The sequence below is a fragment of the Burkholderia sp. E168m15 genome (genome assembly GCF_016586105.1).
Classification (GTDB): domain Bacteria; phylum Pseudomonadota; class Gammaproteobacteria; order Burkholderiales; family Burkholderiaceae; genus Burkholderia; species Burkholderia orbicola.
Genome location: NZ_BCPO01000119.1, coordinates 1 through 25614, shown reverse-complemented (window position 1 = coordinate 25614; position 25614 = coordinate 1). Strand labels below are relative to the sequence as shown.

The 25614-nt window shown below is 67.4% G+C and carries 27 protein-coding genes; 5 read left to right on the top strand and 22 right to left on the bottom strand.

Annotation, left to right across the window (positions count from 1 at the left end; translation table 11 throughout):
• Nucleotides 1-6: 6 nt before the first annotated feature.
• The 5 genes from JMF86_RS19055 to JMF86_RS19035 form a co-directional block, all read right to left on the bottom strand.
• Entirely contained in the window at nt 7-357 is a 351-nt protein-coding gene (locus JMF86_RS19055; protein WP_011547444.1) for a glyoxalase/bleomycin resistance/extradiol dioxygenase family protein, read from the bottom strand.
• 2 nt (nt 358-359) lie between these two features.
• Nucleotides 360-536, bottom strand: a complete 177-nt coding sequence (locus tag JMF86_RS19050) for a ribbon-helix-helix domain-containing protein (RefSeq protein ID WP_006478745.1) — start codon at nt 534-536, stop codon at nt 360-362.
• Between the two features lie 91 nt (nt 537-627).
• Nucleotides 628-1458, bottom strand: coding sequence for an arylamine N-acetyltransferase (locus JMF86_RS19045; RefSeq protein WP_011547443.1), 831 nt, complete (start codon nt 1456-1458; stop codon nt 628-630).
• Nucleotides 1459-1601: 143 nt separating this feature from the next.
• Complete coding sequence (locus JMF86_RS19040; RefSeq protein ID WP_011547442.1) at nt 1602-2288, bottom strand: hypothetical protein; 687 nt, start codon at nt 2286-2288, stop codon at nt 1602-1604.
• Between the two features lie 376 nt (nt 2289-2664).
• The gene (locus JMF86_RS19035; RefSeq protein ID WP_011547441.1) at nt 2665-4149 is read right to left on the bottom strand and encodes an amidase; all 1485 of its coding nucleotides are present in this window, start codon (nt 4147-4149) and stop codon (nt 2665-2667) included.
• A 364-nt stretch (nt 4150-4513) separates the two neighbouring features.
• Between JMF86_RS19035 and JMF86_RS19030 the strand changes: the two genes are divergently transcribed.
• The 3 genes from JMF86_RS19030 to JMF86_RS19020 all read left to right on the top strand — a co-directional run bounded on the left by JMF86_RS19030 (nt 4514) and on the right by JMF86_RS19020 (nt 6285).
• Nucleotides 4514-4948 carry a universal stress protein gene (locus tag JMF86_RS19030; protein WP_011694775.1) on the top strand — a complete coding sequence of 145 codons (435 nt, stop codon included), beginning with the start codon at nt 4514-4516 and terminating at the stop codon, nt 4946-4948.
• A gap of 475 nt (nt 4949-5423) precedes the next feature.
• Nucleotides 5424-5672, top strand: coding sequence for a hypothetical protein (locus tag JMF86_RS19025; RefSeq protein ID WP_006478739.1), 249 nt, complete (start codon nt 5424-5426; stop codon nt 5670-5672).
• 139 nt (nt 5673-5811) lie between these two features.
• A complete protein-coding gene (locus JMF86_RS19020) occupies nt 5812-6285 on the top strand; it encodes a nuclear transport factor 2 family protein (protein WP_011547438.1) in 474 nt (157 codons plus the stop codon).
• A gap of 22 nt (nt 6286-6307) precedes the next feature.
• On the opposite strand, the gene JMF86_RS19015 is transcribed toward JMF86_RS19020, so the two are convergent.
• Nucleotides 6308-7108, bottom strand: a complete 801-nt coding sequence (locus JMF86_RS19015) for a BPL-N domain-containing protein (RefSeq protein ID WP_236593020.1) — start codon at nt 7106-7108, stop codon at nt 6308-6310.
• A gap of 369 nt (nt 7109-7477) precedes the next feature.
• Here JMF86_RS19015 and acnB point away from each other — a divergent pair, with 369 nt between their 5' ends.
• Nucleotides 7478-10063 (top strand): bifunctional aconitate hydratase 2/2-methylisocitrate dehydratase, encoded by a 2586-nt coding sequence (gene acnB / locus JMF86_RS19010; protein ID WP_011547436.1) that lies wholly within the window; start codon nt 7478-7480, stop codon nt 10061-10063.
• Between the two features lie 146 nt (nt 10064-10209).
• Here acnB and JMF86_RS19005 read toward each other — a convergent pair whose 3' ends face one another.
• From JMF86_RS19005 to JMF86_RS18930, 16 genes are all read right to left on the bottom strand, one after another.
• Nucleotides 10210-10611: a PPC domain-containing DNA-binding protein gene (locus JMF86_RS19005; RefSeq protein WP_011547435.1), complete on the bottom strand. Its 402-nt coding sequence runs from the start codon at nt 10609-10611 to the stop codon at nt 10210-10212.
• 75 nt (nt 10612-10686) lie between these two features.
• Nucleotides 10687-11238, bottom strand: coding sequence for a GNAT family N-acetyltransferase (locus JMF86_RS19000; protein WP_011547434.1), 552 nt, complete (start codon nt 11236-11238; stop codon nt 10687-10689).
• 171 nt (nt 11239-11409) lie between these two features.
• Nucleotides 11410-12810 (bottom strand): MFS transporter, encoded by a 1401-nt coding sequence (locus tag JMF86_RS18995; RefSeq protein ID WP_011547433.1) that lies wholly within the window; start codon nt 12808-12810, stop codon nt 11410-11412.
• 38 nt (nt 12811-12848) lie between these two features.
• Complete coding sequence (locus JMF86_RS18990) at nt 12849-14093, bottom strand: NAD(P)/FAD-dependent oxidoreductase (RefSeq protein WP_011694776.1); 1245 nt, start codon at nt 14091-14093, stop codon at nt 12849-12851.
• Nucleotides 14090-15052 carry a VOC family protein gene (locus JMF86_RS18985; RefSeq protein WP_011547431.1) on the bottom strand — a complete coding sequence of 321 codons (963 nt, stop codon included), beginning with the start codon at nt 15050-15052 and terminating at the stop codon, nt 14090-14092. Before JMF86_RS18985 ends, JMF86_RS18990 begins: the two co-directional genes overlap by 4 nt.
• An 18-nt stretch (nt 15053-15070) precedes the next feature.
• Nucleotides 15071-16561: an aldehyde dehydrogenase gene (locus JMF86_RS18980; RefSeq protein ID WP_011547430.1), complete on the bottom strand. Its 1491-nt coding sequence runs from the start codon at nt 16559-16561 to the stop codon at nt 15071-15073.
• A gap of 72 nt (nt 16562-16633) precedes the next feature.
• A complete protein-coding gene (locus JMF86_RS18975) occupies nt 16634-17461 on the bottom strand; it encodes an aspartate dehydrogenase (protein WP_011547429.1) in 828 nt (275 codons plus the stop codon).
• On the bottom strand, nt 17454-19121 hold the full coding sequence (locus JMF86_RS18970; protein ID WP_011547428.1) for a thiamine pyrophosphate-binding protein: 1668 nt from the start codon (nt 19119-19121) through the stop codon (nt 17454-17456). Before JMF86_RS18970 ends, JMF86_RS18975 begins: the two co-directional genes overlap by 8 nt.
• On the bottom strand, nt 19114-19911 hold the full coding sequence (locus JMF86_RS18965) for an SDR family oxidoreductase (protein ID WP_011547427.1): 798 nt from the start codon (nt 19909-19911) through the stop codon (nt 19114-19116). The genes JMF86_RS18970 and JMF86_RS18965 overlap by 8 nt, the downstream gene beginning before the upstream one ends.
• Entirely contained in the window at nt 19908-20765 is an 858-nt protein-coding gene (locus JMF86_RS18960) for an IclR family transcriptional regulator (protein ID WP_011547426.1), read from the bottom strand. The genes JMF86_RS18965 and JMF86_RS18960 overlap by 4 nt, the downstream gene beginning before the upstream one ends.
• Nucleotides 20762-21679 carry an alpha/beta fold hydrolase gene (locus tag JMF86_RS18955; protein WP_011547425.1) on the bottom strand — a complete coding sequence of 306 codons (918 nt, stop codon included), beginning with the start codon at nt 21677-21679 and terminating at the stop codon, nt 20762-20764. The genes JMF86_RS18960 and JMF86_RS18955 overlap by 4 nt, the downstream gene beginning before the upstream one ends.
• 18 nt (nt 21680-21697) lie before the next feature.
• Nucleotides 21698-22225 (bottom strand): cupin domain-containing protein, encoded by a 528-nt coding sequence (locus JMF86_RS18950; RefSeq protein ID WP_011547424.1) that lies wholly within the window; start codon nt 22223-22225, stop codon nt 21698-21700.
• Between the two features lie 34 nt (nt 22226-22259).
• A complete protein-coding gene (locus tag JMF86_RS18945) occupies nt 22260-23030 on the bottom strand; it encodes an SDR family oxidoreductase (RefSeq protein ID WP_011547423.1) in 771 nt (256 codons plus the stop codon).
• Complete coding sequence (locus JMF86_RS18940) at nt 23023-24093, bottom strand: aromatic ring-hydroxylating dioxygenase subunit alpha (RefSeq protein WP_011547422.1); 1071 nt, start codon at nt 24091-24093, stop codon at nt 23023-23025. The genes JMF86_RS18945 and JMF86_RS18940 overlap by 8 nt, the downstream gene beginning before the upstream one ends.
• A 60-nt stretch (nt 24094-24153) precedes the next feature.
• Nucleotides 24154-24465, bottom strand: a complete 312-nt coding sequence (locus JMF86_RS18935) for a recombinase-like helix-turn-helix domain-containing protein (RefSeq protein ID WP_011547421.1) — start codon at nt 24463-24465, stop codon at nt 24154-24156.
• Between the two features lies 1 nt (nt 24466).
• Nucleotides 24467-24784: a non-heme iron oxygenase ferredoxin subunit gene (locus JMF86_RS18930; RefSeq protein ID WP_006478721.1), complete on the bottom strand. Its 318-nt coding sequence runs from the start codon at nt 24782-24784 to the stop codon at nt 24467-24469.
• A 434-nt stretch (nt 24785-25218) separates the two neighbouring features.
• Between JMF86_RS18930 and JMF86_RS18925 the strand changes: the two genes are divergently transcribed.
• Nucleotides 25219-25614 (top strand): porin (locus JMF86_RS18925; protein WP_201317107.1); only part of this gene is annotated, 396 nt, incomplete at its 3' end.

Below are 25614 nucleotides of genomic sequence, written 5' to 3'. Positions count from 1 at the left end.
TCGACCTCACGCGCCCTGCTTGCCCGGCGCCTGCAGGCGCCACACGCGGCCGTCCGGATCGCGCACGGTCATGTCGCGCGTGCCCCAGTGCGTGTCCTCGAACGGCGTGACGACGTCGACGATCGGCTGGGGCTGCACCGCCTGCTCGTCGGCTACCTTGAGCACGACCTGCATGTCGGGCGGTTCGCTCGGCGGCACTTCCGCGATGAACAGGAACGGACCGTCGCCGCTGCGCAACTGGCCCGAGTGGTGATCGGTTTCGAATTCCAGCTTGAAACCCAGTGCCTGAAAGAACTTCGCCGACTTGCCCCAGTTGTGCGTGGTCAAATACACGGCTTCGATTCGTTCGGATGACATGCTCACTCCTCCTGATTGGACGGTCCCGCGCCGGGCGGCGGCGCGGCCAGATACGCGCGCAACGCGTCGGCCACCAGCGCGGACAGCGATTGCTCCGTTTCGATGGCGCGATGCTTGACCTGCCGGATCAGGCCGAGCGGCAGGTACACGTTGAATTGCTTCACTTCTTCGTCGGTCATGGGTACTAGTATGCTAGCAATCTAGCAAAAGTCAATCGAGAACGATGGCGGCATGGGTACAGGGGCCGCCGTCGGAGGTCGTGCGTCCGCGTTACTTTGCGGCGTGCGCCGCGAGCCGCTCGAACAGCGCGTCGAGATCGAATCCCGCTGTATTGATGCCGATCGTGTCGCGCAGGCACGCGGCCCAGTCGGCTGCGTTGTCGAACGTGACCGTGCGCCCGGCCCCGGCCGCGTCGCGCAGCGTCAGCACGGTGTTGAGCAGCGCCGCGCGGCCGTCCGGCAGCACGCGGCACGCGATCAGGTCGTTCACGAAGATCGATTCGGGATACGTCGACGTGAACCAGTTCGCGGCGTCGTAATCGATCCATTCGGCCGGCTTCAGCGAGAAGCGGTAGGTCGTCTGCCAGCCGTCGGGAATCTCGAACTGCATGTCGAATTCGCCGTCGACCGGCGCGTCGATCACGCGAAACGCGCCGTGCGGCGTCAGTTGCCGCTCGCCCGGCACGAAGCGCAGCGGCGCGGTCAGCGTCGCGCTGCCGAAGCCGATGTCCGCGAGCCACGCCGCGCCGTCGAGGTCGATGCGCAGCAGCATGTGCGTCTGCGCGGTGACGATCTCGGGCGGCCGCATCCAGCGCACGCGCGCGATCAGCGGCGTCACGCGAAAGCCGATCGTCGTGAGCGCGGTGTAGAACAGCTTGTTGAGTTCGAAGCAATAGCCGCCGCGGCGGCGTTCGATCACCTTGTCGACGAGCGCGGGCAGGTCGAGCGCGACGCGCGCGCCGGTCAGCGGATTGAGGTTTTCGAACGGAATCGCCTGCGGGTGCAGCAGATGCAGCCGGCGCAGCACGTCGAGCGTCGGCTCGGCCGGGCCGTCGTAGCCGATGCGGGAGAAATAGCGCGAGAGATCGAACGAGTCAGTCATGAACCGGCACCGATAAGGGAACACGCCACGATAGCATCGCGCGAAATCCCCATGGTGTGCGGGACTATTGTGCGTAGCCGGCGCGCGCGATGCCGGCCGCGCATCGCGCTTGCACCGGCACCGGCACCGGCACCGGCACTACGTTACGGCAGCAGCTTCAGCGCGGACGACGCTACCGGCGGCACCGAAATGCCCTGACTCGTCGCGAACTGTACGGCCTGGCCGAGCGTCGCGGCAAGCGACTGCAACTGGCCCGGCGCGCTTTGCGCGATATACGACGCGGCCTGCATGCTCTGCGGATTCAGGCCCGATTGCAGCAGCGACGCGGCGCTCGTCGAGCCGAGACTACCGAGCCCCGACTGCAGTTGCGAATACTGCGTGAGCCCCTGGCCGAGCGACGCGAGGCCGTTGCTGAACGCCTGCTTGTCGATCGGGCCGTGCGTGGCGCCGCCGCTCGCGAACGCCTGGCCGAGCGCCTGCGACACCGATTGCTGCGCGCCGCCCATCTGCGACAGCGTGGCCGGCGACAGCGCATCGCCGCCGGACAACTGGCTCGCGGCCTGTTGCGCCTGCCCGGCCGCCCCGGTCAGCCCCATCGCCGACGCGAGCGACGACTGGCCGTTCAGCACCTGCTGGTTCGCACCGACATAGGCCTGCAGCAACTGCGCGACACCGCCCTGCGCAGGCGCCGCCTGCTGCTGCCCGCCGCCGAGCAGCGACGCGCCGATCGACTGCAGGTCGAGCTGCGCGTGCGCGGCACCGCTCACCAGGAGGCCGAACGCGATGCCTGCCGAGGCCAGATGCCGGCCCGTCGCGCGAATGTGCTTCATGTGTTTCCCTCGTGCCCGAATTGTGTTGAGGCGATATTGTCGAAGCGCGTCGCGCGCCGCCGCAACGACTGAAACACATCGAAACGAAATCAGGCCGCGCCGCTGCTTGCAATTCGGCGACCGACGCACCCCGTCGCGCAGATTCGCGCACGTTTGCCGCGCGATGTCGGGCACGCATCGCGATTCTTTCTCGGGTTGCATCAATGGGCGCCGGCTGCGGCCCGCGCCCGCGACGCGATGAAACGCATCCGCCGGCGCGCTTCGCGTCGAGCGATGCAAAACGAAACGGGCAGCCGTCGCCGCCCGTTTCGTCGCCCGGCTGCCGGCTACCGACTACCGGCGGCTACCGTTTACCACCCGCCTGCCGGCCGCGCCATCACGCCGCCATCCACGCCGGCACGCGCCGCGCCACCCAGTCGGCCGCCTGCTCGTAACCGTGCGCGAGCTGCAGCACGGCGAGATCGGCGCGCGGGCGCCCGATCAGTTGCATCCCCATCGGCAACCCTGCGTCGTTGAAGCCGACCGGCACGTTGATCACCGGGCAGCCGGCCAGCGTCCACGGCACGACCGTTTCCATCCAGCGGTGGTACGTGTCCATCGCGCGGCCCGCGATCTCCTTCGGCCAGCGCTGCTCGACGTCGAACGGGAACACCTGCGCGGTCGGCGCCGCGATGAAGTCGTAGCGGTCGAAGAAGCTCAGCACCGCCTGATGCCATGCGGTCCGCTCGACGCTCGCATCGAACACCACCGCGCCCTGCAGCGCGAGCAGCCCTTCGACCTCGTAGATCGCCTCGGGCTTCAGCAACGCGCGGCGCGCCGGGTCGCGATAGTGCGCGAGCAGCCCGCCGCCCGACAGCAGGTGCCGGTGCGTGAGCCACAAACGCCAGATCCGGGCGGGCGCGAACGCCGGCAGCGCGGCATCGACGTCGCAGCCGATCTCGCGCAGCGTCGCCAGACCGTGCTCGCACTGCGCGAGCACGCCGGCCTCGGTCGCGAGATAGCCGTTCCAGTCGCCGACCCACGCGATGCGCTTGCCACGCAGCTCCGCGTCGAGCGGCTGCGCGAACACCGCCGGATCTTCCGCGAGCGACAGCGGATCGTTGCGGTCGTAGCCGGCCTGGATCGCGAGCAGTTGCGCGACGTCGCCGACGGTGCGGCCCATCGGCCCTTCGATGCCGAGCTGCTGCACGAACACGTCGACGCCCGGCCAGCGCGGCACGCGGCCCTGCGACGGACGGAAGCCGACGATGTTGCAGAACGCGGCCGGATTGCGCAGCGACCCGCCGAAATCGCTGCCGTCCGCCACCGGCAGCATCCGCGACGCGAGCGCCGCCGCCGTGCCGCCGCTGCTGCCGCCCGCGCTCTTCGTCAGGTCGTACGGGTTGCGCGTCGCGCCGTAGACCTCGTTGAACGTGTGCGAACCGAGCCCGAACTCGGGTGTATTGGTCTTGCCGATGAAGATCGCGCCGGCCGCGCGCATCCGCGCGACGCCGACGGAATCGGCCTGCGGCACGTTCTCGCGGAAGATCGGCGAGCCGTAGGTCGTGCGCAGCCCCTTCGTCATCGCCAGATCCTTCGGCGCCTGCGGCATCCCGTGCAGCCACCCGCGGTATTCGCCACGCGCCAGCTCCGCGTCCTTTTCCGCGGCTTCCGCCAGCAGCGCATCGCGGTCGCGCAGCGCGACGATCGCGTTGACCGCGCCGTTCACGCGCTCGATGTGATCGAGATACGCACGCATCGTCTCGACGCACGAAACCGCCTTGGTGCGGATCGCCGACGAGAGTTCGCCGGCCGACAGGCGCACGATCGGATCGACGGAAATGGAAGCGGGAGCGAGAAACTGCGGGGCGCCGTGCGGCATGCGGGGTCTCCTGGAGTCGGAATGGCGGGCCGCTTGACGGCGCTCGCTCCCCTGCCCGCCGGGAGGCCGCCGCGCCGCGGCCGATGCTCTACTCTACGTGACGCCGGATACTCGACCTCCGATATTTTCGGTCGCGATTCATTGAAGATCCGACTAAATCCGGGCGCCCCATGCCGAACTGCCCAGACCGTCACGCTGGATGAAATCGTTTATGCGCATAAACTTAAATTTCTTATATTTTTAATCGGCGCACCACGGGACCGCGCGTGTTGACGACATTTTTATGCGGCCAGCCGATCTCTTTAGATCGTTTCGCGCGGCCGCCCGCTACGCTGGAAGCACTTCGTTTCCGGGTTCATCGTCCATGCTCAAGCTGCTGGTTCCGGTCGGTCATTCGCCGCGCTCGCTTCAGGTGGTTCGCCATGCGACGTTTCTGTATCGCGAGCGCTGCGCGTCGGAGGTCGTGCTGATCAACGTACAGGCGCCGCTCGAATCGACGCGGCTCGAGGCCTGGCACCCGCTGTCGCGGTTGCGTGCGATCGAAGAAAAATTCGCGGCCGGTGATCTGGCGATGGCGGAGCGGATTCTGAAGGAGGCCGGCGTCCAATACACCGTCGTGATGAAGGTCGGCCCGGTGGCCGACATGATCGCGGCCGTGGCAACCGAAACCGGCTGCGACGAAATCGTGGTGGTCGCGCCGCGGCATGATCCGCTGCATACGTTGATGGCGGTGTTCCGGCGCAGCGTGATGGCCCGGCTGGTGCGGATTTCGAACGTACCGGTGACGGCGGTGCAATAACGGGAGCGGCGGGTCGTGCGTGCGCATGGTGCGCACGCTGTCGCGCGACGCTCAGTCGATGGCCTTGCGCCAGAACACGAAATAGGCGGCCGCCGAAGACGCCAGCAGCAGGATGGCCCACATCGGGGCAAGACTGATCAGCACGGAAGAGACGTTCAACATTTGGATTCCTCACTATTTCGACAGCGATATTCAACACCTGCGTGCTTGCCGGACCTGACGCATCGACCTCGCGTCGCGTTCCGTCAAATCATGCATTCATGCTATCGCCTTGAACGGTCGCGTGACCGCCGCCGCCTGCCCGCACCCTGACATTCGTCAAACTCCCGCGCATTGCCCGCCCGTCGAACGGCGAAGTAAAAACAGGACGGGATCGCCCTGCTCCGCCACCGCTTTCAGCAGACGTTTACCGGGGGAAGCCCCAAGTGCTTCGCCGAACGTGTCCGCGTACGCTTGGGCGACGAGGAGACGAACCATGAGACGAGCCGTCCATATCGCTGTTTTTGCCCTGCTGGCGTATCTCATCGGCGATCGCGCGATCCTGCACGCGCAGGGCCGCGACGCCAGCCCGCTCGCGTGCGAGCAAGGCGCCGCGCAGGTGAAGGCCGACGCGCTCGGTCGCGGCTTCGGCGAAGCCGCCGCCGGCAGCCAGAGCGAGGCCTTCATGTCGGGCTGTCTGGTGACGGGCCGCGGCAATCAGGACGTCGCGATGGCGGCGCGCTGACGCGTATCATCATCCGGCGGCGAGCCAGCCACGCCCGAAGTCACGGGTGCGGGCACCGGTTCGCGCTGCCCGCCGCCACTGCCCCGATCGACATTTCGACGGACGTCACCGTCCGCCCTCCCTGCCCGTTACGCCCAACATGCCCCATTCGAACACCGAGTTGATCCAGCGCTTCTACACGGCCTTCCAGCAGCGCGACATCGACGCGATGCTCGCGTGCTACGCCGACGACATCGTGTTCAGCGATCCCGCGTTCGGCGAGCTGCGCGGCGAACTCGCGCGCGACATGTGGCGAATGCTGGTCGCGCGGGCCCAGGAGTTCTCGCTGACGTTCGGCGAAGTCGCCGCGGACGACCAGGCCGGGCGCGCGAAGTGGAGCGCGCAATACCGGTTCGCCGCGACCGGACGAAGGGTGGTCAACCGGATCGACGCCCGCTTCCGGTTTCGCGACGGACGCATCGTCGAGCATCGCGACCATTTCGACCTGTGGCGCTGGGCGCGTCAGGCGCTCGGGATGAAAGGCGCGCTGCTCGGCTGGACGCCCTTCATGCAGCGCGCGATCCGCGCGCAGGCACGGAAAAACCTCGACGCATACCGAGCCAAACGAAAATAAGCCGCGCGCCACGGCCGCTTCGCTACGGCTTCATCGTCGCGTTGATCAGGTCGTAGGCCATGTCCGGCGCCACGCCGTCCGGGTTCTTGAGCCCATTCTCGCGATACCAGCTTTCATCGGCTTCGGGATGCGGGCCGGCAAGGCCGACACGCCCTTTGCCATAGCGGTACGTGGCGGCCGCGATGTCCTTGTTCGGGTAGATCGCCAGCACGATCCCGCCGGAGCCGAGCGGCGCGACCGGCAGCCTCGCGCCGTCCTGGTAGTAGATCCAACGCTTTTTCCCGCGCCAGACGACCGGCGTCACCGTGTCGGCGATGCCGTGCAGCGTCGAACCCGGCCGGTCGACCTCGGAGTCGATATCGCCGGCAACCAGCCCGAAACCCTGCGCGCCGGCCAGGTACGCGCCCATGCAGAGCCCCAGGTATCGGCCGCCGTTCGCGACGTACTGGCGCACGGCCCTGATTGCATGTCGGCCGATGCTGGCTGCCGCGCCTGGAATGTCCTGGCCGCCGCCCGGCTGCACATAGAGCGCCGCACCGGCCAGCGCCGCGGGCGTGATCTTGAGCGGTTCCGCCGGCCCCACGTAGATCACCCGGAACCGGTAGTCCGACTCCCGCAGGCGGGCAGCGATGGTTTCGGGGCACCCGTCGCACGCGGCCGGACCGCGATAGACCAGCGCGACCGGCCGGCTGGCCGCGTCGCGCGCTGCGTCGCCGGTCGTGGCCGCGTGAACGGCCACTGACGCGACGAGCGCCACCATCAGGAAAATCGCGTCTCTGGAGCGCATGTCGTGAATCGCCGAAGTCAAGGGAATCGCCGCCACTCGGGCCGGATCGGCAGGCGCGCGCGTGCCCCCGCCCCCGTTCCGAAACCCGATTGCAAGCTGCGTGCAGGCAGCGTAGCCGTCCGAATGCGCGCCGTGTGTACCGTTTCCTGCAGGCTTGTACAGATATGTGCGACACCGACGACCTGAACCGCCACCCCGCATCCGCCCGCAGGACCCCGCCCGACAAGGCCGACTCCGCCATGCAGCCGCGCCTCCCGTCTTTCGCACCGCCAAGTCTTATATAAGACATAAGACATTTGACGTTCCACCTCATTGAGATTAGAATCCCGCTCAAAGCAGTGCCTGGAATAGCCCCGGAGTGCCGGCAAGGCCTTCCCCTCCAACGCAATATCAGCAGGTCTCCCCATGCTTGAAAACTTTCGTGCTCACGTGGCCGCCCGCGCCGCGCTCGGTATTCCTCCCCTGCCGCTGACGGCTCAGCAAACCGCCGAACTGGTCGAATTGCTGACGAACCCGCCCGCCGGCGAAGAGCAGACGCTGCTCGACCTGATCACCCATCGCGTGCCCGCCGGCGTCGACGAAGCCGCCCGCGTGAAGGCCGGCTTCCTGGCCGCCGTCGCGAAAGGCGAGACGGCCTGCCCGCTGATCTCGCGCGAACGCGCGACCGAACTCCTCGGCACGATGCTCGGCGGCTACAACATCCAGCCGCTGATCGAGCTGCTGTCCGACGAAGCCGTCGCGGCCGTCGCCGCCGACGCGCTGAAGAAAACCCTGCTGATGTTCGACCAGTTCCATGACGTGAAGGAACTCGCCGACAAGGGCAACGCGCACGCGAAGGCCGTGCTGCAGAGCTGGGCCGATGCCGAATGGTTCACGAGCCGTCCGGAAGTGCCGGAAAGCCTGACCATCACCGTGTTCAAGGTCACCGGCGAAACCAACACCGACGACCTGTCGCCGGCACCGGACGCCACCACGCGCCCCGACATCCCGATGCACGCGCTGGCGATGCTGAAGAACGCGCGCCCGGGCATCACGCCGGAAGAAGACGGCAAGCGCGGCCCGGTCAAGTTCATCGAATCGCTGAAGGAAAAGGGTCACCTGGTCGCCTACGTCGGCGACGTGGTCGGCACCGGCTCCTCGCGCAAGTCGGCCACCAACTCGGTGCTGTGGTTCACCGGCGAAGACATCCCGTTCGTCCCGAACAAGCGCTTCGGCGGCGTGTGCCTCGGCGGCAAGATCGCCCCGATCTTCTACAACACGATGGAAGACGCCGGCGCGCTGCCGATCGAGCTCGACGTGTCGCAGATGAACATGGGCGACGTGGTCGAACTGCGCCCGTACGAAGGCAAGGCGCTGAAGGACGGCAAGGTCATCGCCGAATTCCAGGTGAAGTCCGACGTGCTGTTCGACGAAGTGCGCGCCGGCGGCCGCATTCCGCTGATCATCGGCCGCGGCCTGACCGCGAAGGCGCGTGAAGCGCTCGGCCTCGCGCCGTCGACGCTGTTCCGCCTGCCGCACCAGCCGGCCGACAGCGGCAAGGGCTTCTCGCTCGCGCAGAAGATGGTCGGCCGCGCGTGCGGCCTGCCGGAAGGCCAGGGCGTGCGCCCGGGCACGTACTGCGAACCGAAGATGACCTCGGTCGGCTCGCAGGACACCACGGGCCCGATGACCCGCGACGAACTGAAGGATCTCGCGTGCCTCGGCTTCTCGGCCGACCTCGTGATGCAGTCGTTCTGCCACACCGCCGCGTATCCGAAACCGGTCGACGTGAAGACGCACCAGACGCTGCCGAACTTCATCAGCACGCGTGGCGGCATCGCGCTGCGCCCGGGCGACGGCGTGATCCACTCGTGGCTGAACCGCATGCTGCTGCCCGACACCGTCGGCACCGGCGGCGATTCGCACACGCGCTTCCCGATCGGCATCAGCTTCCCGGCAGGTTCGGGCCTGGTCGCGTTCGCGGCCGCCACCGGCACGATGCCGCTGGACATGCCTGAGTCGGTGCTGGTCCGCTTCAAGGGCAAGATGCAGCCGGGCGTCACGCTGCGTGACCTCGTCAACGCGATTCCGCTGTACGCGATCAAGCAAGGCATGCTGACGGTCGCCAAGCAAGGCAAGAAGAACATCTTCTCCGGCCGCATCCTCGAAATCGAAGGCCTGCCGGACCTGAAGGTCGAGCAAGCGTTCGAGCTGTCGGATGCGTCCGCCGAGCGTTCGGCTGCCGGTTGCACGGTGCACCTGAACAAGGAACCGATCATCGAGTACCTGAACAGCAACGTCACGCTGCTCAAGTGGATGATCGCGCAGGGCTACCAGGACCCGCGCAGCCTGCAACGCCGCATCGCGGCGATGGAACAGTGGCTGGCCGACCCGCAACTGCTGTCGCCGGATGCCGACGCCGAATACGCGGCCGTCATCGAGATCGACCTCGCCGACATCCACGAGCCGATCGTCGCCTGCCCGAACGACCCGGACGACGTGAAGACGCTGTCCGACGTCGCCGGTGCGAAGATCGACGAAGTGTTCATCGGCTCGTGCATGACCAACATCGGTCACTTCCGTGCCGCGTCGAAGCTGCTCGAAGGCAAGCGCGACATTCCGGTCAAGCTGTGGGTCGCGCCGCCGACCAAGATGGACCAGAAGCAACTGACGGAAGAAGGCCACTACGGCGTGTTCGGCACGGCCGGCGCACGGACCGAAATGCCGGGCTGCTCGCTGTGCATGGGCAACCAGGCACAGGTGCGCGAAGGCGCGACGGTCATGTCGACGTCGACCCGCAACTTCCCGAACCGTCTCGGCAAGAACACGAACGTGTACCTCGGCTCCGCTGAACTGGCGGCGATCTGCTCGCGTCTGGGCAAGATCCCGACCAAGGAAGAGTACATGGCCGACATGGGCGTGCTCACCGCGAACGGCGACAAGATCTACCAGTACATGAACTTCGACCAGATCGAAGACTTCAAGGAAGTGGCCGATACCGTGCAGGTATAAGTACGCAGTCGGGCTGCGGCGGGTGGTCGACGTCGCAGCGCACCGAAAGGCGCCGCGGGCCGAATGGCCGCGGCGCTTTTTTATGCGGGATGGAAACGACGGCGCGACCGCCGCTGCACGACACGCATGCGGCGTCGCCGCCCGGCTCACGAAGGATCGCGCCGGATCACCAGTTCGTTGAAGCCGGTGCCCGCATCGGGCTCGCGCGAGAAACGATGCGCGGACAGCAGCGCAAGCAGGATCTCGGCCGTCGTGCGCACCACGCAGCCGCGCGCGACATGGCCGCCCGTCACGCGGCCGTCCGCATCCGAGATCGACATATGCAGATGCGCGCCGTCCGGCGACACCGAGCCGGCCAGCGTCAGGATTTCGAGGTCGCCGCGCAGTTCGGTCGGCTGGTCGACGCCGGCGAAGCGCAACTGCGCGACGCTCAGGCTGCCGATCCCCTGGATCACGAAGGCCGCGTGCGCTTCGTGCCGATGTAGCGCTGCCTCGATGGCGCCGCGCAGATCGTCGCCGGGGGAAAGACGCAGAGGATGGGCTTGCATGGTCGAGAACCTGTTGGTCGATCGTGGGGTCGACCAAGCGTACGTTCGCCCGGGGAATCCGGCAAGTCGGCCCGCTTACATGCCGCGATCGCTCGCCAGCAACCCGTACAGCGCGCTGTCCGACACTTCGTCGCCGACGATCCAGCGTTCGCGCAGCAGCCCTTCCCGCACGAAGCCGAGCCGCTCGAGCAGCCCCGCCGACGCAGCGTTGCGCGGATCGATATCGGCCTCGAGCCGGTTCAGCCGCAGCGTGCCGAAGGCATGGTCGATCAACGCCGACGCCGCTTCGCGCATGTATCCGCCGCGCCAGAACGCGCGCCGCAGGCTGAAGCCGATCTCGGCGCGCCGGCACTGCTCGTTCGCGTGGAACAGCACGCATTCGCCGAGCGCTTCGCCGGTTTCCCGCAGTTCCAGCACGCAGGTCAGGCTCTCCCCGCTCGCGGACGTCTGCACGTTGCGCGCGACGCGCGCCTCGGCTTGCTCGATCTGCGTCATCGGCGAGAACGAGAAGTAGCGCATCGCTTCCGCATCGGACCAGATCTCGAAGAAGGCCGGCGCGTCGGCGTCGCGAAGCGGCCGCAGGACAAGGCGGGAGGTAGTCAGCGTGACGGGTTCGAACAGGGGCATGGCTTTCGTCTGACGAAATCGGGACCGTGAATTAGAACACGCGAGCCGCGCGCCAACAATCGCGCGTACGCTCGGCGCCGCACACCACTGCGGGAGCGCCGCGAAACAAAAAGGCCCGGGGAACATCGCCCGAGCCTTTCGGTTCACGCCATCCGCCGCTGCGGAATACGCTTACGCTTCGAGCGCTTCCAGCACCTTCCCCTTCGTCTCGATTCCGACGAAATGCACGGTCACCGCCGCGATCAGCGGCACGACGCCGATCAGGTAGAACGCCGGCGCGAGGTTCCCGCCGATGATCGCGTGCGGCACGATCATCGGCGCGGCGAACGACGCGATCTTCAGCCACGCGCTGCCGAGCCCGCAGCCCGACGCGCGAATGCTCGTCGGATACTGTTCCGGCGTATAGACGTACGCGGTAATGAAGCCCGACGCCATCAGCCCGAGCGACAGCGAGCAGAACACCGCGACCACGTACACCGACGACGCGTGATAGATACCCGCGAGCGCCAGCGACAGCGCGCACAGCACGAACGACCACACGATCACCGGCTTGCGGCCGAGCTTGTCGACCAGCAGCGCGGAAGCGAGCGACCCGAGCACGCCCATCACCGAACCGATCACCGCGAGGTTCAGCGCGAGCTGCAGCGGCGCGTGATAGAAGTTCTTGTAGATCGTCGGCAGCCACGTCGACAGCCCGTACTGGATGAACCCGCAGGTCGCCCACAACGTCGCCACCGCGAGCGTGCGCTTGCGATACGCGGCGCTGAACAGGTCGCTCATCCTGCGCTTCGGATGCTGGCGCACCATCTCGTCGAACGCGGCCACCTGCGTGACCGGCGGCAGCTCGCCGCGCACCGATCCTTCGAACACGCCGACCGCACGCCCGGCTTCCGCGAGCCGCCCGCGCGACGCGAGCCAGCGCGGCGATTCCGGCACGAGGTGGATGAGCACGAGCGACAGGATCAGCGGCAGCCCGCCGACGAAGTACATGATCTCCCAGCCGAAACGCGGCACGAGCCACGCGCCGAGCGCCATCGACACGAGCAGGCCGATCGGGAACACGATCTCGTACAGCAGCACGAAGCGGCCGCGGCCATGTGCGCGCGTGATCTCGTTGATGTACGTCGCGGCGACCGGCAACTCGCCGCCGAGCCCGAGCCCCTGCAGGATTCGCAGCAGCACGAAGATCTCGAAGGTCGGCGCGAAGCCGCACGCGATGCTCGTGATGCCGATCACGGCCGAGCTCCACGCGATCGCCTTCACGCGGCCGTGCTTTTCGGCGAGCGCGGGAAACAGGAATGCGCCGATCAGCTGGCCGATCGCGCCGGACGCGATCAGCATGCCGATCTGCGTCGGCGACAGCCCCCATTTGTGAATCAGCAGCGGCAACGTCGCCGCGATCGTGATCACGTCGAAGCCGTCGAAGAACGTCGCGGTGCCGATCAGCACGCGTGCGCGGATCTGCATCGCGTTGGCCGGAAGCCGCTCGAGCCGCGCGATGATCGCGCCGGGCGTGGAGGCGGCAGCTTCCGTCGCGGCCCTGCCGGCCACGACATTGTCGAAAGTGCTCATGCGGGGGATCTCCTGGATCTCTTTCCGGGTTGGGCCGGTCAGGCAAGCGCTTGGGTCGTGTCTGCCAGGGCTTCCGTATTCACCGCCCGGCCCTGGTTCATCCACTTGCGCGCGAGCTTCAACTCACGCGCGTTGTTCACGGCGATGACACCTCTCACATGCCCGTCGCCGACAAAAAACAGCGTCGCACGACGCGCGGCGAGATCGCCGCGCACGACGAGCTGCGCATCGGCCGGCAGATCACCGAGGATCTGCAGGTTCACGTCGTACTGATCGGACCAGAACCACGGAATCTCCGCGTACGGTGCACGCACGCCGAGCACGGCCTTCGCCGCCGCGATCGCCTGGTTCTGCGCGTTGGCCCACGATTCGAGCCGCACGCGCCGCTTCAGCCAGCCGTTGTGATGGTTCGCGACGTCGCCGCACGCGAAGATCGCCGGGTCGCTGGTCGCGCCGTATTCGTCGACGACGATGCCGTCGTCGATCGCGAGCCCCGCGTCGCTCGCGAGCGATGCATTGAGCGCGAGGCCGATGCCGGCCACCGCGAAATCGGCGTCGATCGTCGTGCCGTCGGCGAGCGTCGCCCGCACCTTCGACGCGTCGTCCGGTTGCGCATCGAGCGATTCGAGTGCCACGCCAAGTCGCACGTCGACACCGTTCGAACGATGCAGGTCGAGCAGGAAGTCGGACACGATCTGCGGCACCGAGCGGCCGCACAAGCGCGGCGCGCCTTCGACCACGATTGCATCCACGCCGAGCTTGCGCGCGGTCGCCGCGACTTCGAGGCCGATCCAGCCGCCGCCGATCACGAGCACGCGCCGGCTCGCGCGCAGCTTCTCGCCAAGCGCGGCCGCTTCGTCGAGCGTACGCAGGTAATGCAGGTGCGGCGTCTTGACGAGCGCATCGGGCAAGCGGCGCGACGTGCCGCCGGTCGCGATCACGAGCCGGTCGTATTCGATCTCGCGGCCGCTTTCGGTTTTCACCACGCGGCGCGTGCGATCGATCGACGCCGCGCGTTCCGGCTGCCACGCTTCGACATTCAGCGCGTCGAATTCGTCGGGGCGCACGACGCGCACCGTTTCGATGTCCGCGTCGCCGGCCAGCACGGCCTTCGACAACGGCGGGCGCTCGTACGGCAGATGCGGCTCGTCGGCGATCATCACGAGACGGCCCGCGAAGCCTTCGGCGCGCAGCGTCTTCAGCACCCAGCCGGCCGCCTGGCCGCCGCCGATCACGACGACCGTGCCCGGCGCGGGCTGCTCCTGTGTGTTTGCTTCGCTCACGATTTGCGCTCCGTCATGAACTTGCCTTCCGGCGCCTTCGCGTTCTTCTGCCGGCGCGTGTTGCCGTCGAGGCCGCCGTCGACCGCCCATTCGGCGAACACCGTCGGGCCCGGTTCGAATTCGCGTGGCTGCCATTCGGGCGTCAGCACGTCTTCGTCCGCGTAGTACTCGATCAGCGCGCCAGCCGGATTCTGGAAGTACCAGAAGTACGCGGACGACACCGGATGACGCCCCGGGCCGAGCTGCGTTTCCCAGCCGCAGCGGTCGATGTGCATGCCGCCGCCGAACACTTCGTGGATGTCGCGCACGGTGAACGCGACGTGGTTCAGGCCGCGCTTGCCATTCGGCAGCGCGAGCAGGAACAGGTCGTGATGGCCACCGTGCGGCGCGCAGCGCATGAATGCGCCGCGGCCCGGATAACGGTCCGACGTCTCGAAGCCGAGCAGCTCGTGATAGAACGTTTCCTGTGCGTCGAGGCAGTTCGTGAAGAACACCACGTGCCCGACTTCGACCGGCTCCGCACGCGCATAGATCGGGCTCGGCTGGTCGACGCGCAGCGTCTGGCCCCACACATTCGACGGCGAGCCGGTGATGTCGAGCGCGCGCTTGCGCGTCACTTCGATACGGATCGCCATCCCGTTCGGATCGATGCAGCCGACCGCATCGTCCTGCGCGTAATAGCCGGGCTGGCCGGCCAGCTTCGTGCGCAGTGCGTCGAGTTCGCGCGGCGTCGCGACGCCCCACGTGACTTCACGCAGCGTCGGGCCGGCCTCGAACGCGGGCGGCAACGACGGATCGTCGGCTTTCACGACCAGCACGGTACAGCCGTTCAGCGTCTCGAAACGCGCACGCGTGTCGTCGTGCGCGATTTCCTTCAAGCCCCAGTCGGCGAAAAAGCGTCGGCACGTCGCGAGGTCGTCGACACCGTACGTGATCTGCTCGATTCCCAAGATGCTCATTGCGTCATTCCCCTTCGCTCAGTTCGCCCACGGCAGCGGCGCGTCGTTCAAGCCCCAGTAGAGGCTCTTCTGCTGCATGTATTCGCGGATGCCGAGACGCCCCTTCTCGCGGCCCATCCCGCTCTCCTTCCAGCCCGAGAACGGCGTGGAGATCGAAAACAGCTTGTACGTGTTGATCCAGACGGTGCCCGTCTCCAGCGCACGCGCGATGCGCCATGCACGCTTGTAGTCGCGCGTCCAGATGCCGGCCGCGAGGCCGAACACGCTGTCGTTCGCCTGCGCGATCAGCGACACCTCGTCGTCGAACGGCATCGCGACCAGCACCGGCCCGAAGATTTCCTCCTGGCAGATGCGCGCGCTGTTCGGCAAGCCTTCTAGAATCGTCGGCTGATAGAAGAAGCCGTGCTCGCGCCCGTCGCCCGACGGCCGCTCGCCGCCGCACAGCAGGCGGCCGCCCTCTTCCAGCCCGAGCGCGACGTAGCGTTCCACCGATTCGCGATGCTTCGCGGTGATCAGCGGGCCCATCTGCGTGTCGGGCCGCGTCGGGTCGCCCACGCGCAGCTTGCGTGCGCCGGCCACCAGCCGCTGCATGAATGCGTCGTACACCGCGCGCTGCACGAACAGCCGCGAACCGGCGATGCAGGCTTCGCCAGACGAGCTGAAGATGCCGTACAGCACGCCGTTGACCGCGTGATCGAGATCGGCGTCGTCGCAGACGATCGTCGGCGATTTGCCGCCGAGTTCGAGCGATACCGGCATCAGCTTCTCGGCCGCGATGCGCGCGATGCCGCGGCCCACTTCGGTGCCGCCGGTGAACGACACCTTCTTCACCAGCGGATGACGCACGAGCACGTCGCCGATCACCGAGCCCTTGCCCGGCAGCACGCTCAGCACGCCCTTCGGCACGCCGGCTTCCTCGCAGATGCGCGCCAGCGCGAGCGACACGAGCGGCGTGACTTCGGCCGGCTTGAGCACCACCGCGTTGCCGCCGGCGAGCGCCGGCGCGAGTTTCTGCGCGTCGGATGCGATCGGCGAATTCCACGGCGTGATCGCCGCGATCACGCCGATCGGCTCGTACACGCTCATCGTCAGGTAGTCGCCGCGCGACGGCGTCAGCTCTTCGTCGAGCGTTTCGAGGCAGGCCGCGAAGTAGCGGAACGTGTTCGCGGCGCTGGCCACCAGCACGCGCGTCTCGCCGATCGGCTTGCCGTTGTCGCGGCGCTGCAGGTTCGCGAGCGCTTCCTGGCGCTGCATGATCAGGTCGGCGATGCGGTACAGCACGTGCGTGCGCTGGTGCGGCTTCAGGCCGGCCCAGTCGGCGCGACGCCATGCGGCGTCGGCCGCCACGACGGCGTCGGCCGCGTCTTCCGCGTTCGCCGTCGACACTTCCATGTTCACCGACTGGTCGGCCGGATAGATGCTCGTGTAAGGCGCGCCACGGCCGCGCCGCCACTCGCCGCCGATCAGGATGTTGCCGTCGGGTACGAGGCGCGTATCGAAAGGAGTCATGTCACAAGTCCCACAAATCTGTCTCTGCACATCCGCCCTCGCCGTGGCGCGGGCGGATGCTCGATGGTCCGGTCAGATCACGCAGCAGGCCGCGCGGTTGCGCAGCGCGCGAATCGCGCTGTACGCCGTCAGCGCGGACGTCTTCGGGTTGTCGGGCAGCGGCTTGCCGCTCATCTCCAGCGACATCTCGCCGAATGCGCCGCGCGCGGTGATGCGGTGCACGTTGCGCTCGACGGCCGGATCGGCGATCAGGCGTACGTGCGTCGCGTCGAGGCCGAGGCCCGCGAGCGCCACCGTCGCCGCGACATTCGCGTTCTTCGGATACAGCCGCGCGGCGTCGCGCGCGCTGCCTTCGAAGATCACCTTTTCCTCGGTCATCGCGCGCAGGTCGCACAATTCCTCGGCCGGCGTGCCGAGCCAGCCGAGCGGCGGCTTGCGGCCGACGTACCGCACTTCGTCGAGCCCGCCCTCCTTCGCGGACGCCAGCGCGTCGATGCCGCCGATCGCGCCGGACAGCAGCGTCACCGTCGTGCCGCCTTCGTCGGCGGCCCGCGACAGCACGTCGAGCAGCGCGAGATCGGACAGCGCGCCGATCGACGCGACCGCGCAGTCGGTACCGGCCTTCAGCAGCGGCACGACGTGATCGACGAGCGCGCCGTGGCCCGCGCATTCGAGCGCGAACTCGGGGCGGCGGGCCAGCGCGTCGACCGACGACACGACCTCCACCGCGCCGCCGAGTTCGCGCTGCACCGCCGCGCGCTGGTGTTCCGGCACGATCACGTGCGCGACGCGCAACGACGCATCGTGCTCGACCGCGCGGTACACGGCCGCGCCGATCGCGCCGAAGCCGATCATCGCGACGTCGACGGGGGCGCGCGCCCGCTTTTGCCCGTTATGCATACTGGCGCTCCGTCGGCGCTTCCTTCTTCACCGGCGGCCCCGCGAAGTTCGACGCGAACGAGCCGACCGACAGCATGTCGACCTCGACCATCACCGGCCCTTCCTTCGCGATCCCTTCGCGCACGATCGCTTCGGCCTGGTCGAGCGACGTGATCCGGTAGTGCGTGAGGCCGAAGCTCGCGCAGAACTGCGCGAAATCGGGCTGGTGCAGCTGCACGAAGCAGCGGCGGCCGCCGTAATGCGCATCCTGGATGTTGCGGATCACGCCGTAGCACTGGTCGTTCATCAGCACGATCATCACGTTCGCGTTTTCCTGCACGGCCGTGACGAGCTCGCCGACGTTGACCATCAGGCCGCCGTCACCGACGAGGCAGACCGTCTTCGCCGCCGCGCCCGCGAGCGCCGCGCCGATGCCCATCTGGATGCCCTGGCCGATGCCGCCGCCGAGCGCATGCACGCCGGAGCGCGGCTCGAAGATCTTCAGCAGACGGTTGCCCCATGTGCTGTTCGAGATCGTCACGTCGCGCACCCAGTTGTAGTCGCGGCCCACCGCGCCCTGCAGCGTGTCGACGAGCTTCTTGTACGGCCCGAGGCCCTTCGCCACGTCGGCCACGGCCTCCTCGCGGGCTGCCGCCAGATCGGCCGCGAATTGCGGATCGACCGACAGGCGGCCTTCGAGGCGATCGGCCAGCTCGGCCAGCACGCGCTTCGAATCGCCATGTACGAACAGCTCGTTGCGATAGCCGCGGTTGTCGGCAAGCGCATCGGCATCGACGCGGAACAGCGGTTGCGGCAGCGCGAGCTTGTACTTCAGCGTTTCGTTGCCGCGCAGCCGCGAGCCGACCACGACGAGCGCGTCGCAGGTCTTGTAGAACGCCTCGACGGACGCATGCACGTTGAATGCGCCGAGCGTCGCCGGGTGATCTTCCGGCAGCACGCCGCGACCCTGCACACTCGTCACGACGCCGAAGCCGAGCTTCACGAGGCGTTCGACTTCCTCGCGTGCATGGCGCGCGCCGCCGCCGAGCCACAGCAGCGGGCGGCGCTTGGCCGCGAGCGCGTCGGCAAGCTTCGCGACGCGGGCGCTGTCGTGCTCGCGCACCGCGACGTGCGCCGGCGCGAGGTCTTCCGGCCATTCGATTTCGGCTGCCTGGATGTCGATCGGAATCTCGACGGACACGGGGCCCGTCGGTGCCGTCTGCGCGATGCGCACGGCTTCGCGGATCGTCGGCAGCACGGTTTCGACGGTACGCACGCGGAACGCGGCCTTCGAGATCGAGTCGAGCATCGACAACTGGTCGGGCGCTTCGTGGATATATGCAAGATCCTGGTCGAGATACGGCGTCTCGATCTGCCCGGTGACGTGCAGCAGCGCGGTACCGGCCGTCAGTGCCTCGACCATCGCACCGGCCGCATTGCCGGCCGCCGTGCCCGTGCTCGTGAACGCGACGCCGAGGCCGCCCGACACGCGGGCCAGCCCGTCGGCCATGTTCAGCGCACCCGCTTCCCCGCGCGCACCGACATACCGGATGTTGCCGCGCGAGTTGATCGCGTCGAGGATCGGCATGTTGTGGATCGAGATGACACCGAATGCGGTCTTCACGCCGCACTGCTCGAGAAAGGCGGCAATCAGCTCGCCAACCGTGGTTTTTTCAGACATGGCGTGCAAAGCCTCCAGAAACGTCGATATGGCTGCCCGTCGTGTAGGACGACAGATGCGTTGCGAGATAAAAAAGTGCCCAGGCGGCCTCGTCAGGCTTGCCGAAGCGATTCAGCGGAATGTGCTTCTTGCGGGCGAGCGCGCCCGTCCAGTCTTCCCAGCTTTCGCCGGGCTGCGCCTGCGTGTCGTAACGGCGGCGCCACTGTCCCGACTCGACGATGCCGATCAGGATCGAGTTCACGCGGATGCGCTGCGGCGCGAGTTCGGTCGCGAGCGACTTCACGAGGCTCAGCACGCCCGCGCGCGCCGACGAGGTCGCGACCATGTGCGGCTCAGGCTGCAGCGCGAGCAGCGAGTTCACACAGGTGATCGTCGGCGCGGCCGCGTCGCGCAGCAGCGGCAGGAATGCGCGCGTCGGGCGGATGATGCTGAAGTACTTCAGTTCGAGTTCTTCGCGCCAGGCGTCGTCGGTCGTATCGGCAAAGGTCGACACGCGGCCCTGGCCGGCGTTGTTGACCAGCATGTCGGCGCGGCCGAAACGCGTGGACACCGCTTGCGCGAAGGCGGTCACGTCGGCTTCGTCGAGCACGTCGCAGCGCACGGCCAGCAGTTGTGCGCCTGCGTACTTGTCGCGCAGCATCGCTTCGGCGCGTGCGAGGCGTTCGTCGTCTCGGCCGCAGATGGCGACCGATGCGCCGGCCTGCAGGAACCGCTCGGCCGTCGCGAGGCCGATGCCGGACGAGCCGCCCGTCACCACCGCCACTTGCCCGGTCAGATCGATCTGGATCATCGGAGTCCTAAAGCTTTGAGAAACGTGTGCTCGTCATCCGAGCGGTAATTGAGCCGCCGCGACAATTCCGCCGCCGCGCGCTGCACCTTGTCGATCAGCCCGTCCGCGATCAGCGCCGCGTCGATCTCCGGACGCGGCACCGTCACCGTGATGCACGCGACGATCTTCTGCGTCTCGTTGCGCACCGGCGCCGTGACGACCGAGATCCCGCGCTCGAACGACGAATTGCTGACGCCGTAGCCGCGCAGCGCATCCTCGCGGATCACGTCGTACAGCGCGTCAACCGTCTCCGGCGTCGCGCTCGTCATCCGGTTCAGCGCGCCTTCCGGATACAGCGCGTGCAGTTCCTTCAGCGACAGGTCGCCCATCAGCACGTGGCCGTGCGTCGTCGCGTGCGCGGGCAGCCGGGTGCCGACGTTCACGCGGATCGAGCTGAACACCGGCGACTGGCTCTGCGCCTTCGCGACGAACACCACGTCGCGGCCGTCGCGAATCACGATGTGCGTCGTGAAGCCGGTCGCGTCGCGCAGGCTCTCGATCACCGGCAGGCCGAGATCGGTCAGCTCCAGCGAGCTCAGGTATTCGAAGCCGAGCCGCAGCACGGCGATGCCGAGCTTGTAGTTGCGATCCTTGTCCGCGCGTTCGAGAAAACCGAGCGATTCGAGCGTCTGCAGCAGACGGAACACCGTCGTGCGCGGAATGCCGAGCCGTTTCGACAGTTCGGGCGCGCCGAGCACGGGCTCGCGCGGCGAGAATTCGGCGAGAATCCGCAGCCCGCGTTCGAGGCCCGGCACGACGTAGCTGGCTTCGGCCTTCGCGTTGTCGGATTCGTTTTGTTGCAGCGGTTCGCTCATGCCGGCCCCCGCTGTGGGTCGCACTGACGACAGAACGTGTCGATCAGCGCGGAATAAACGGCCGGCGCTTCCACGTAGCCGGCATGCCCCGCCTGCGGAATCACCTGCAGCCCGACGTGCGCGGCCGCGGCGATCCGCTCGCACGCGGCGGGCGGCGTGATCGCGTCGTTCGCGCCGACGGCCACGGCCGTGCGGCCGCGAAAGCCGGCGAGATCGGCCGCGAGATCGGCGTTCGCGAGCAGATGCGTGGCCTGCGCGTAGCCGGCCGGCACGATGCGCGCCATGTTCCAGCGCACCCATGCCTTTGCCTCCTCGTTCGCGAAACCGGACAGCATGTTGCCGCTGCGCTGCTCGGCGAGCCCGGCCGGGCCGAGTTCCGCGAGCATCGCGAGCCGCGCGTCGCGGCGCGATTCGCGGGTCTCGGCCGGTGCGCTGCCGTAGCCGCCCGCGGGCGAAATCAGCAGCAGGCCGGCGATCCGCGCGGGCATCACGCGGACGAGGCCGCCCGCGATGATCGCGCCGAGCGAATGACCGACCAGCACGCAGCGTTCGATGCCGAGTGCCTCGAGCCACGCGTTCAGCGATGCCGCGTAATCGGCGGCGGCCGGCGACGCGCCGTGCACGGGCGTCGACACGCCGTAACCGGGCGCATCCCACGCGAGTACGCGCCGCGATGCACCCAGCGTGTCGAGCTGGCGGACCCACGATGCGGCGCCCGAGCCGATCCCGTGCAGCAGCACGACGGGCAGCGCACGGCCCGCATGCTGCGCGCCGGCCTCGCCTGCACCCGCCTCACGGTAGCCGATCGCGCCCGCCGCGCCGGCCGCGCAACGCTGCTCGGGAAACTGCCCGAGCAGCGCGGCGAACGCCGCGGTGCGGTCGCGTTCACGTTCGCGTTTGTCGATGACACTCATTGCTTCATCCGCCCCGTCTCAGCGCTTGATCTTCGCGAGCGGCGAATCGGGCGGATACGTCGGCGTGATCGGCTTCGACGAACCGAGCATCACGCACATCAGCGCATCTTCCTCGCCGATGTTGATTTCCGTGCGATACACGCCCGGCGGCACCGAGATCAGGTCGCGCTCGCCGAGGATCGCTTCCCAGGTCTCGCCGTCGCGCTCGCAGATCACCTTCATCTTGCCGCGCAGCACGAAGAAGATTTCCTCGACGTCGATGTGGATGTGGCTCGGGCCGATGTTGCCGGCCGGGATCACCATCGTCGAAAACGTGAAGTTGCCGGCCGGCACCGTGTTGACGTCCTTCGCGACGCCCGTGCCGCCCGTGCCGACATAGCGCATCTGCGCACGGCGGTACTTCGGGTCGTAATCGGCCTGGAACTTCAGCGCGTCCCAGTCGTAGCGCCGCGTTTCGTAGCGCGCGACGCGCCCTTCCATCCAGTCGTTGAAGCTTGCGCCTTCCGGCTGGTCCCACGACTTGCGTTCGAGATCGGCGTCCGCCATCGTCCTCTCCTTCATTCCGAGTGAAAACTTCAAATCAGTTCATTACGAAGCCGCCGTTCACCGGCAGCAGCTGACCCGTCACGAAGCGCGCGCCGTCCGACAGCAGGAACAGCACCGGGCCCGTCACGTCCTCAGGCAGTTGCGTGCGCGTCAATGCGCGGCCCTGCAGGTAGAACGCGTGACGCTCGGCCGGTACGTACGCGGTCGCCTCGACTTCGGTCAGCCCCGGCGCAATCGCGTTGACCGTCACGCCGTGCGCGCCGAACTCGCGTGCCTGCGCATGCGTCATCGCGATCACCGCGCCCTTGCTGGCGACGTACGCGAGCAGCTTCGGCGCGCCCCATAACGCGGTGTCCGACGCGAGGTTCACGATCGCGCCGCGACCCGACCGCGCGAGGTGCGGCAGCGCCGCATTGCTGACGAGCCACACGCCGCGCACGTTCACGTTCATCACGGCGTCCCACGTCGACACGTCGAGCTCCGTCGACAGCTTGCCGCCCGAGTTCGTGATCGCCGCGTTGTTGATCAGCGCGTCGAGGCCGCCGAGCACCGCCGCGCCCTGCGCGACGAAGGCGTCGATGCTCGCCGGATCGGCGAGATCGAGTGCGAAGAAATGCGCGGTGTGGCCGGCTTGCGTGAGCCGCGCGGCCAGCGCGCGGCCCTCTTCCGCGAGCACGTCGCCGAACGCGACTTGCGCGCCCGCTTCGACCAGCGCCGTCACGAACGCAGCGCCGAGGCCGCGCGCACCGCCCGTGACGAGCACCCGGCGGCCGGGCAGCGCGACGACCGGAGTGGACTCAGCCATTCGCGGGCTCCGCGGCGGCGTGCGCCGCACGATGCGCGTCGAGCGCGGACAGATGCTCCTGCGCACGCTGGCGCAGCATCCGGCGCACGCGCGTGATGCCGACGTCGTGCTGGTACAGGTATTCGTGATCGCGTGCATGCGGCGCGAGGCTTTCGAGGACGTAGCGATCCTGCTCGAGCACGTCCCAGTGCAGGCCTTCGAGGCGGTTGCGGTACATGAAGCGCCACACGTCGCGCTGCCAGCCGCCGACCTTGCGGGTACGCCAGAAATAGACCTGGCAGTGGTCGCCGTCGACCGGCGTCGCGAAGCCGATGATCCCGAAGTTGCCGCCCGGGCCGAACTTCTGCTTGTACGGAATCGCGAGGCGCATCCACAGGCAGCCGGTTTCGCCGAGCTCGACCCAGTCGAAGTTCACGTCGCGCTGGCCGATCTTTTCGAACATCAGGCCCGTGTCCGTCTTGCGCACGCGCATGTCGGCCTGCTTGTCGCCTTCGGCCATCGAGTGCGACGTCGCGTGCAGATACGCGCCGTGCATCGGGTCCATCACGTTGTCGATCGCGTACTGGTAATTGCACTTCCAGTTCGACACGCACAGGAAGTGCGCATACTCGTCGGCGACCAGTTCTTCCGGCAGGTTCAGCGGCGCCGGCTCGCCGTGCGCTTCGTCGCCGAACCACAGGAAGATCGCGCCGGCCTTCTCCTCGACCGGATACGACTTCACGCACTTCGTGCCTTCGAGCGGACAGTTCGACACGGCCGGTACGCGGTTGACCGTGCCGCCGCCGTCGACTTCGATGCCGTGATACCAGCACGCGATGTTGCCGCCGAGGTTCCAGCCGAGCGACAGACGCGCGCCGCGGTGCGGGCAACGATCTTCCAGTGCGTGGACCTTGCCGTCGTGATCGCGCCACAGCACGATCTGCTCGGACAGGCGCGTGAGGCCGACGGGCGCGTTCGACACCTGCCAGCTCGGCGCGACGGGATACCAGTAGTTCTTGATGCCGCGGTCGAGATAGTCACGGACCGGGTCGTGTTGGGCTTCGTGTTGGTCGGGGGACGTCATCAGTGTGCTCCGGATGCGGTTGTCGGGTCGGCGCTCAGGCGCGCGGCGCGGTCAGTGCGTTCATTCCGCCAGCGAGGCCATTTCGGCGCGGAAACGCTCAGGTGTCCAAACCGTGCCGTCCGGCGCGCGGAAGCCGATGCGGTTCAGCCCCGCGACGACATCGTCCACCTCGGTCGCGCCGCTCTCGAACACGCGTTCGAGCGCATCGCCGAGGTCGTTCTCGTACTGGGTCGGTGCGGCCTTGCGGTTCTGCCAGATCTGGTTCTCGACCTGACCGGGGATCTCGATCTGCCCCTTGCCCGCGACGTTGTTCGGCTGCGGCGCCACCCACGGCTTCAGGAAGGGATTGAAGTTGACGGTCGCTTCTTTCATGTCATTCCACCTTGATCTGGATTTCTTCACCGGCGAGGCGCACCGCGTACTGCTTCAGCGCGCGTCCGCCCGGACCCTTCAGGCATGCGCCCGTCTTGATGTCGAACACGGCCTCGTGCAGCGGGCACTCGACCGTGCCTTCGTCGACGAACCCCTGCGTCAACAACGCGTACGCATGCGGGCATACGTTCTCGAGCGCATACACGTCGTCGCCGACGCGGTAGATCCCGATTTCCACGCCGTCGGTCCGCTTGAACTCGATCGGCGTGTCTTCCGACAGCGCGCCGGCATGACCGGCGCAAATCCATTGTTCAGACATCTCACACCCTTCCTTCTGATCGACTCTCGGTTTGTTCCATATCCGGAACGTCAGTTTATGGATGGTGATTATAGGAGCGACTTTCCGCGAGCAAAATAAAAAGCTGCATGTCCTAGGGAAAACACCGACACTTAGCTCGGCCGCTCCCTTCGTCTACCCTGTCGAATGTAATTTTTTGTTATGCGACGGGGATTTATCGGCTTTTTCAAGACATCACGCGGGATTGCCGGGCGTCTGCCCGCCACTCATCCGTCCCGAAAAATTTATTTTTGATCGGGCGCGCACCCCCTCTATACTCCATTCCATTAAAGGCACATTGTTCCTTATATGGAACACAAGAATGCCCGTTCGGCGATGAACATGCGCGACGGCCGGCCGTCCCCGCGCAGGCCGTCACAACACGTATTCATCAGGTTGGAGAGTCAGGAGATCAAATGGTCAAGCATGCGGTAGTAGCAGCAGTCATCGGGATGGGCGTCGCGTCGGGCGCGTGGGCGCAGAGCAGCGTGGTGCTGTACGGCAGCATGGATGCGGGCGTCGCATACGTGAACAACGTCGGCGGCCACGCGAAGTGGGCGATGATCCAGGGCAATACGCAGCCCGACCGGTGGGGCCTGAAGGGCAAGGAAGATCTCGGCGACGGACTGTCGGCGATCTTCCAGCTGGAAAACGGCTTCTATACGAACAACGGCCAGTTCGCGACGGCGAACACGATCTGGAACCGCGCGGCGTTCGTCGGCCTCAGCGCCGAGCGCTACGGCACACTGACGCTCGGCCGCCAGACGCCGCTGTCGTTCGACTATCTCGATCCGCTCAGCACCGCGTATCTC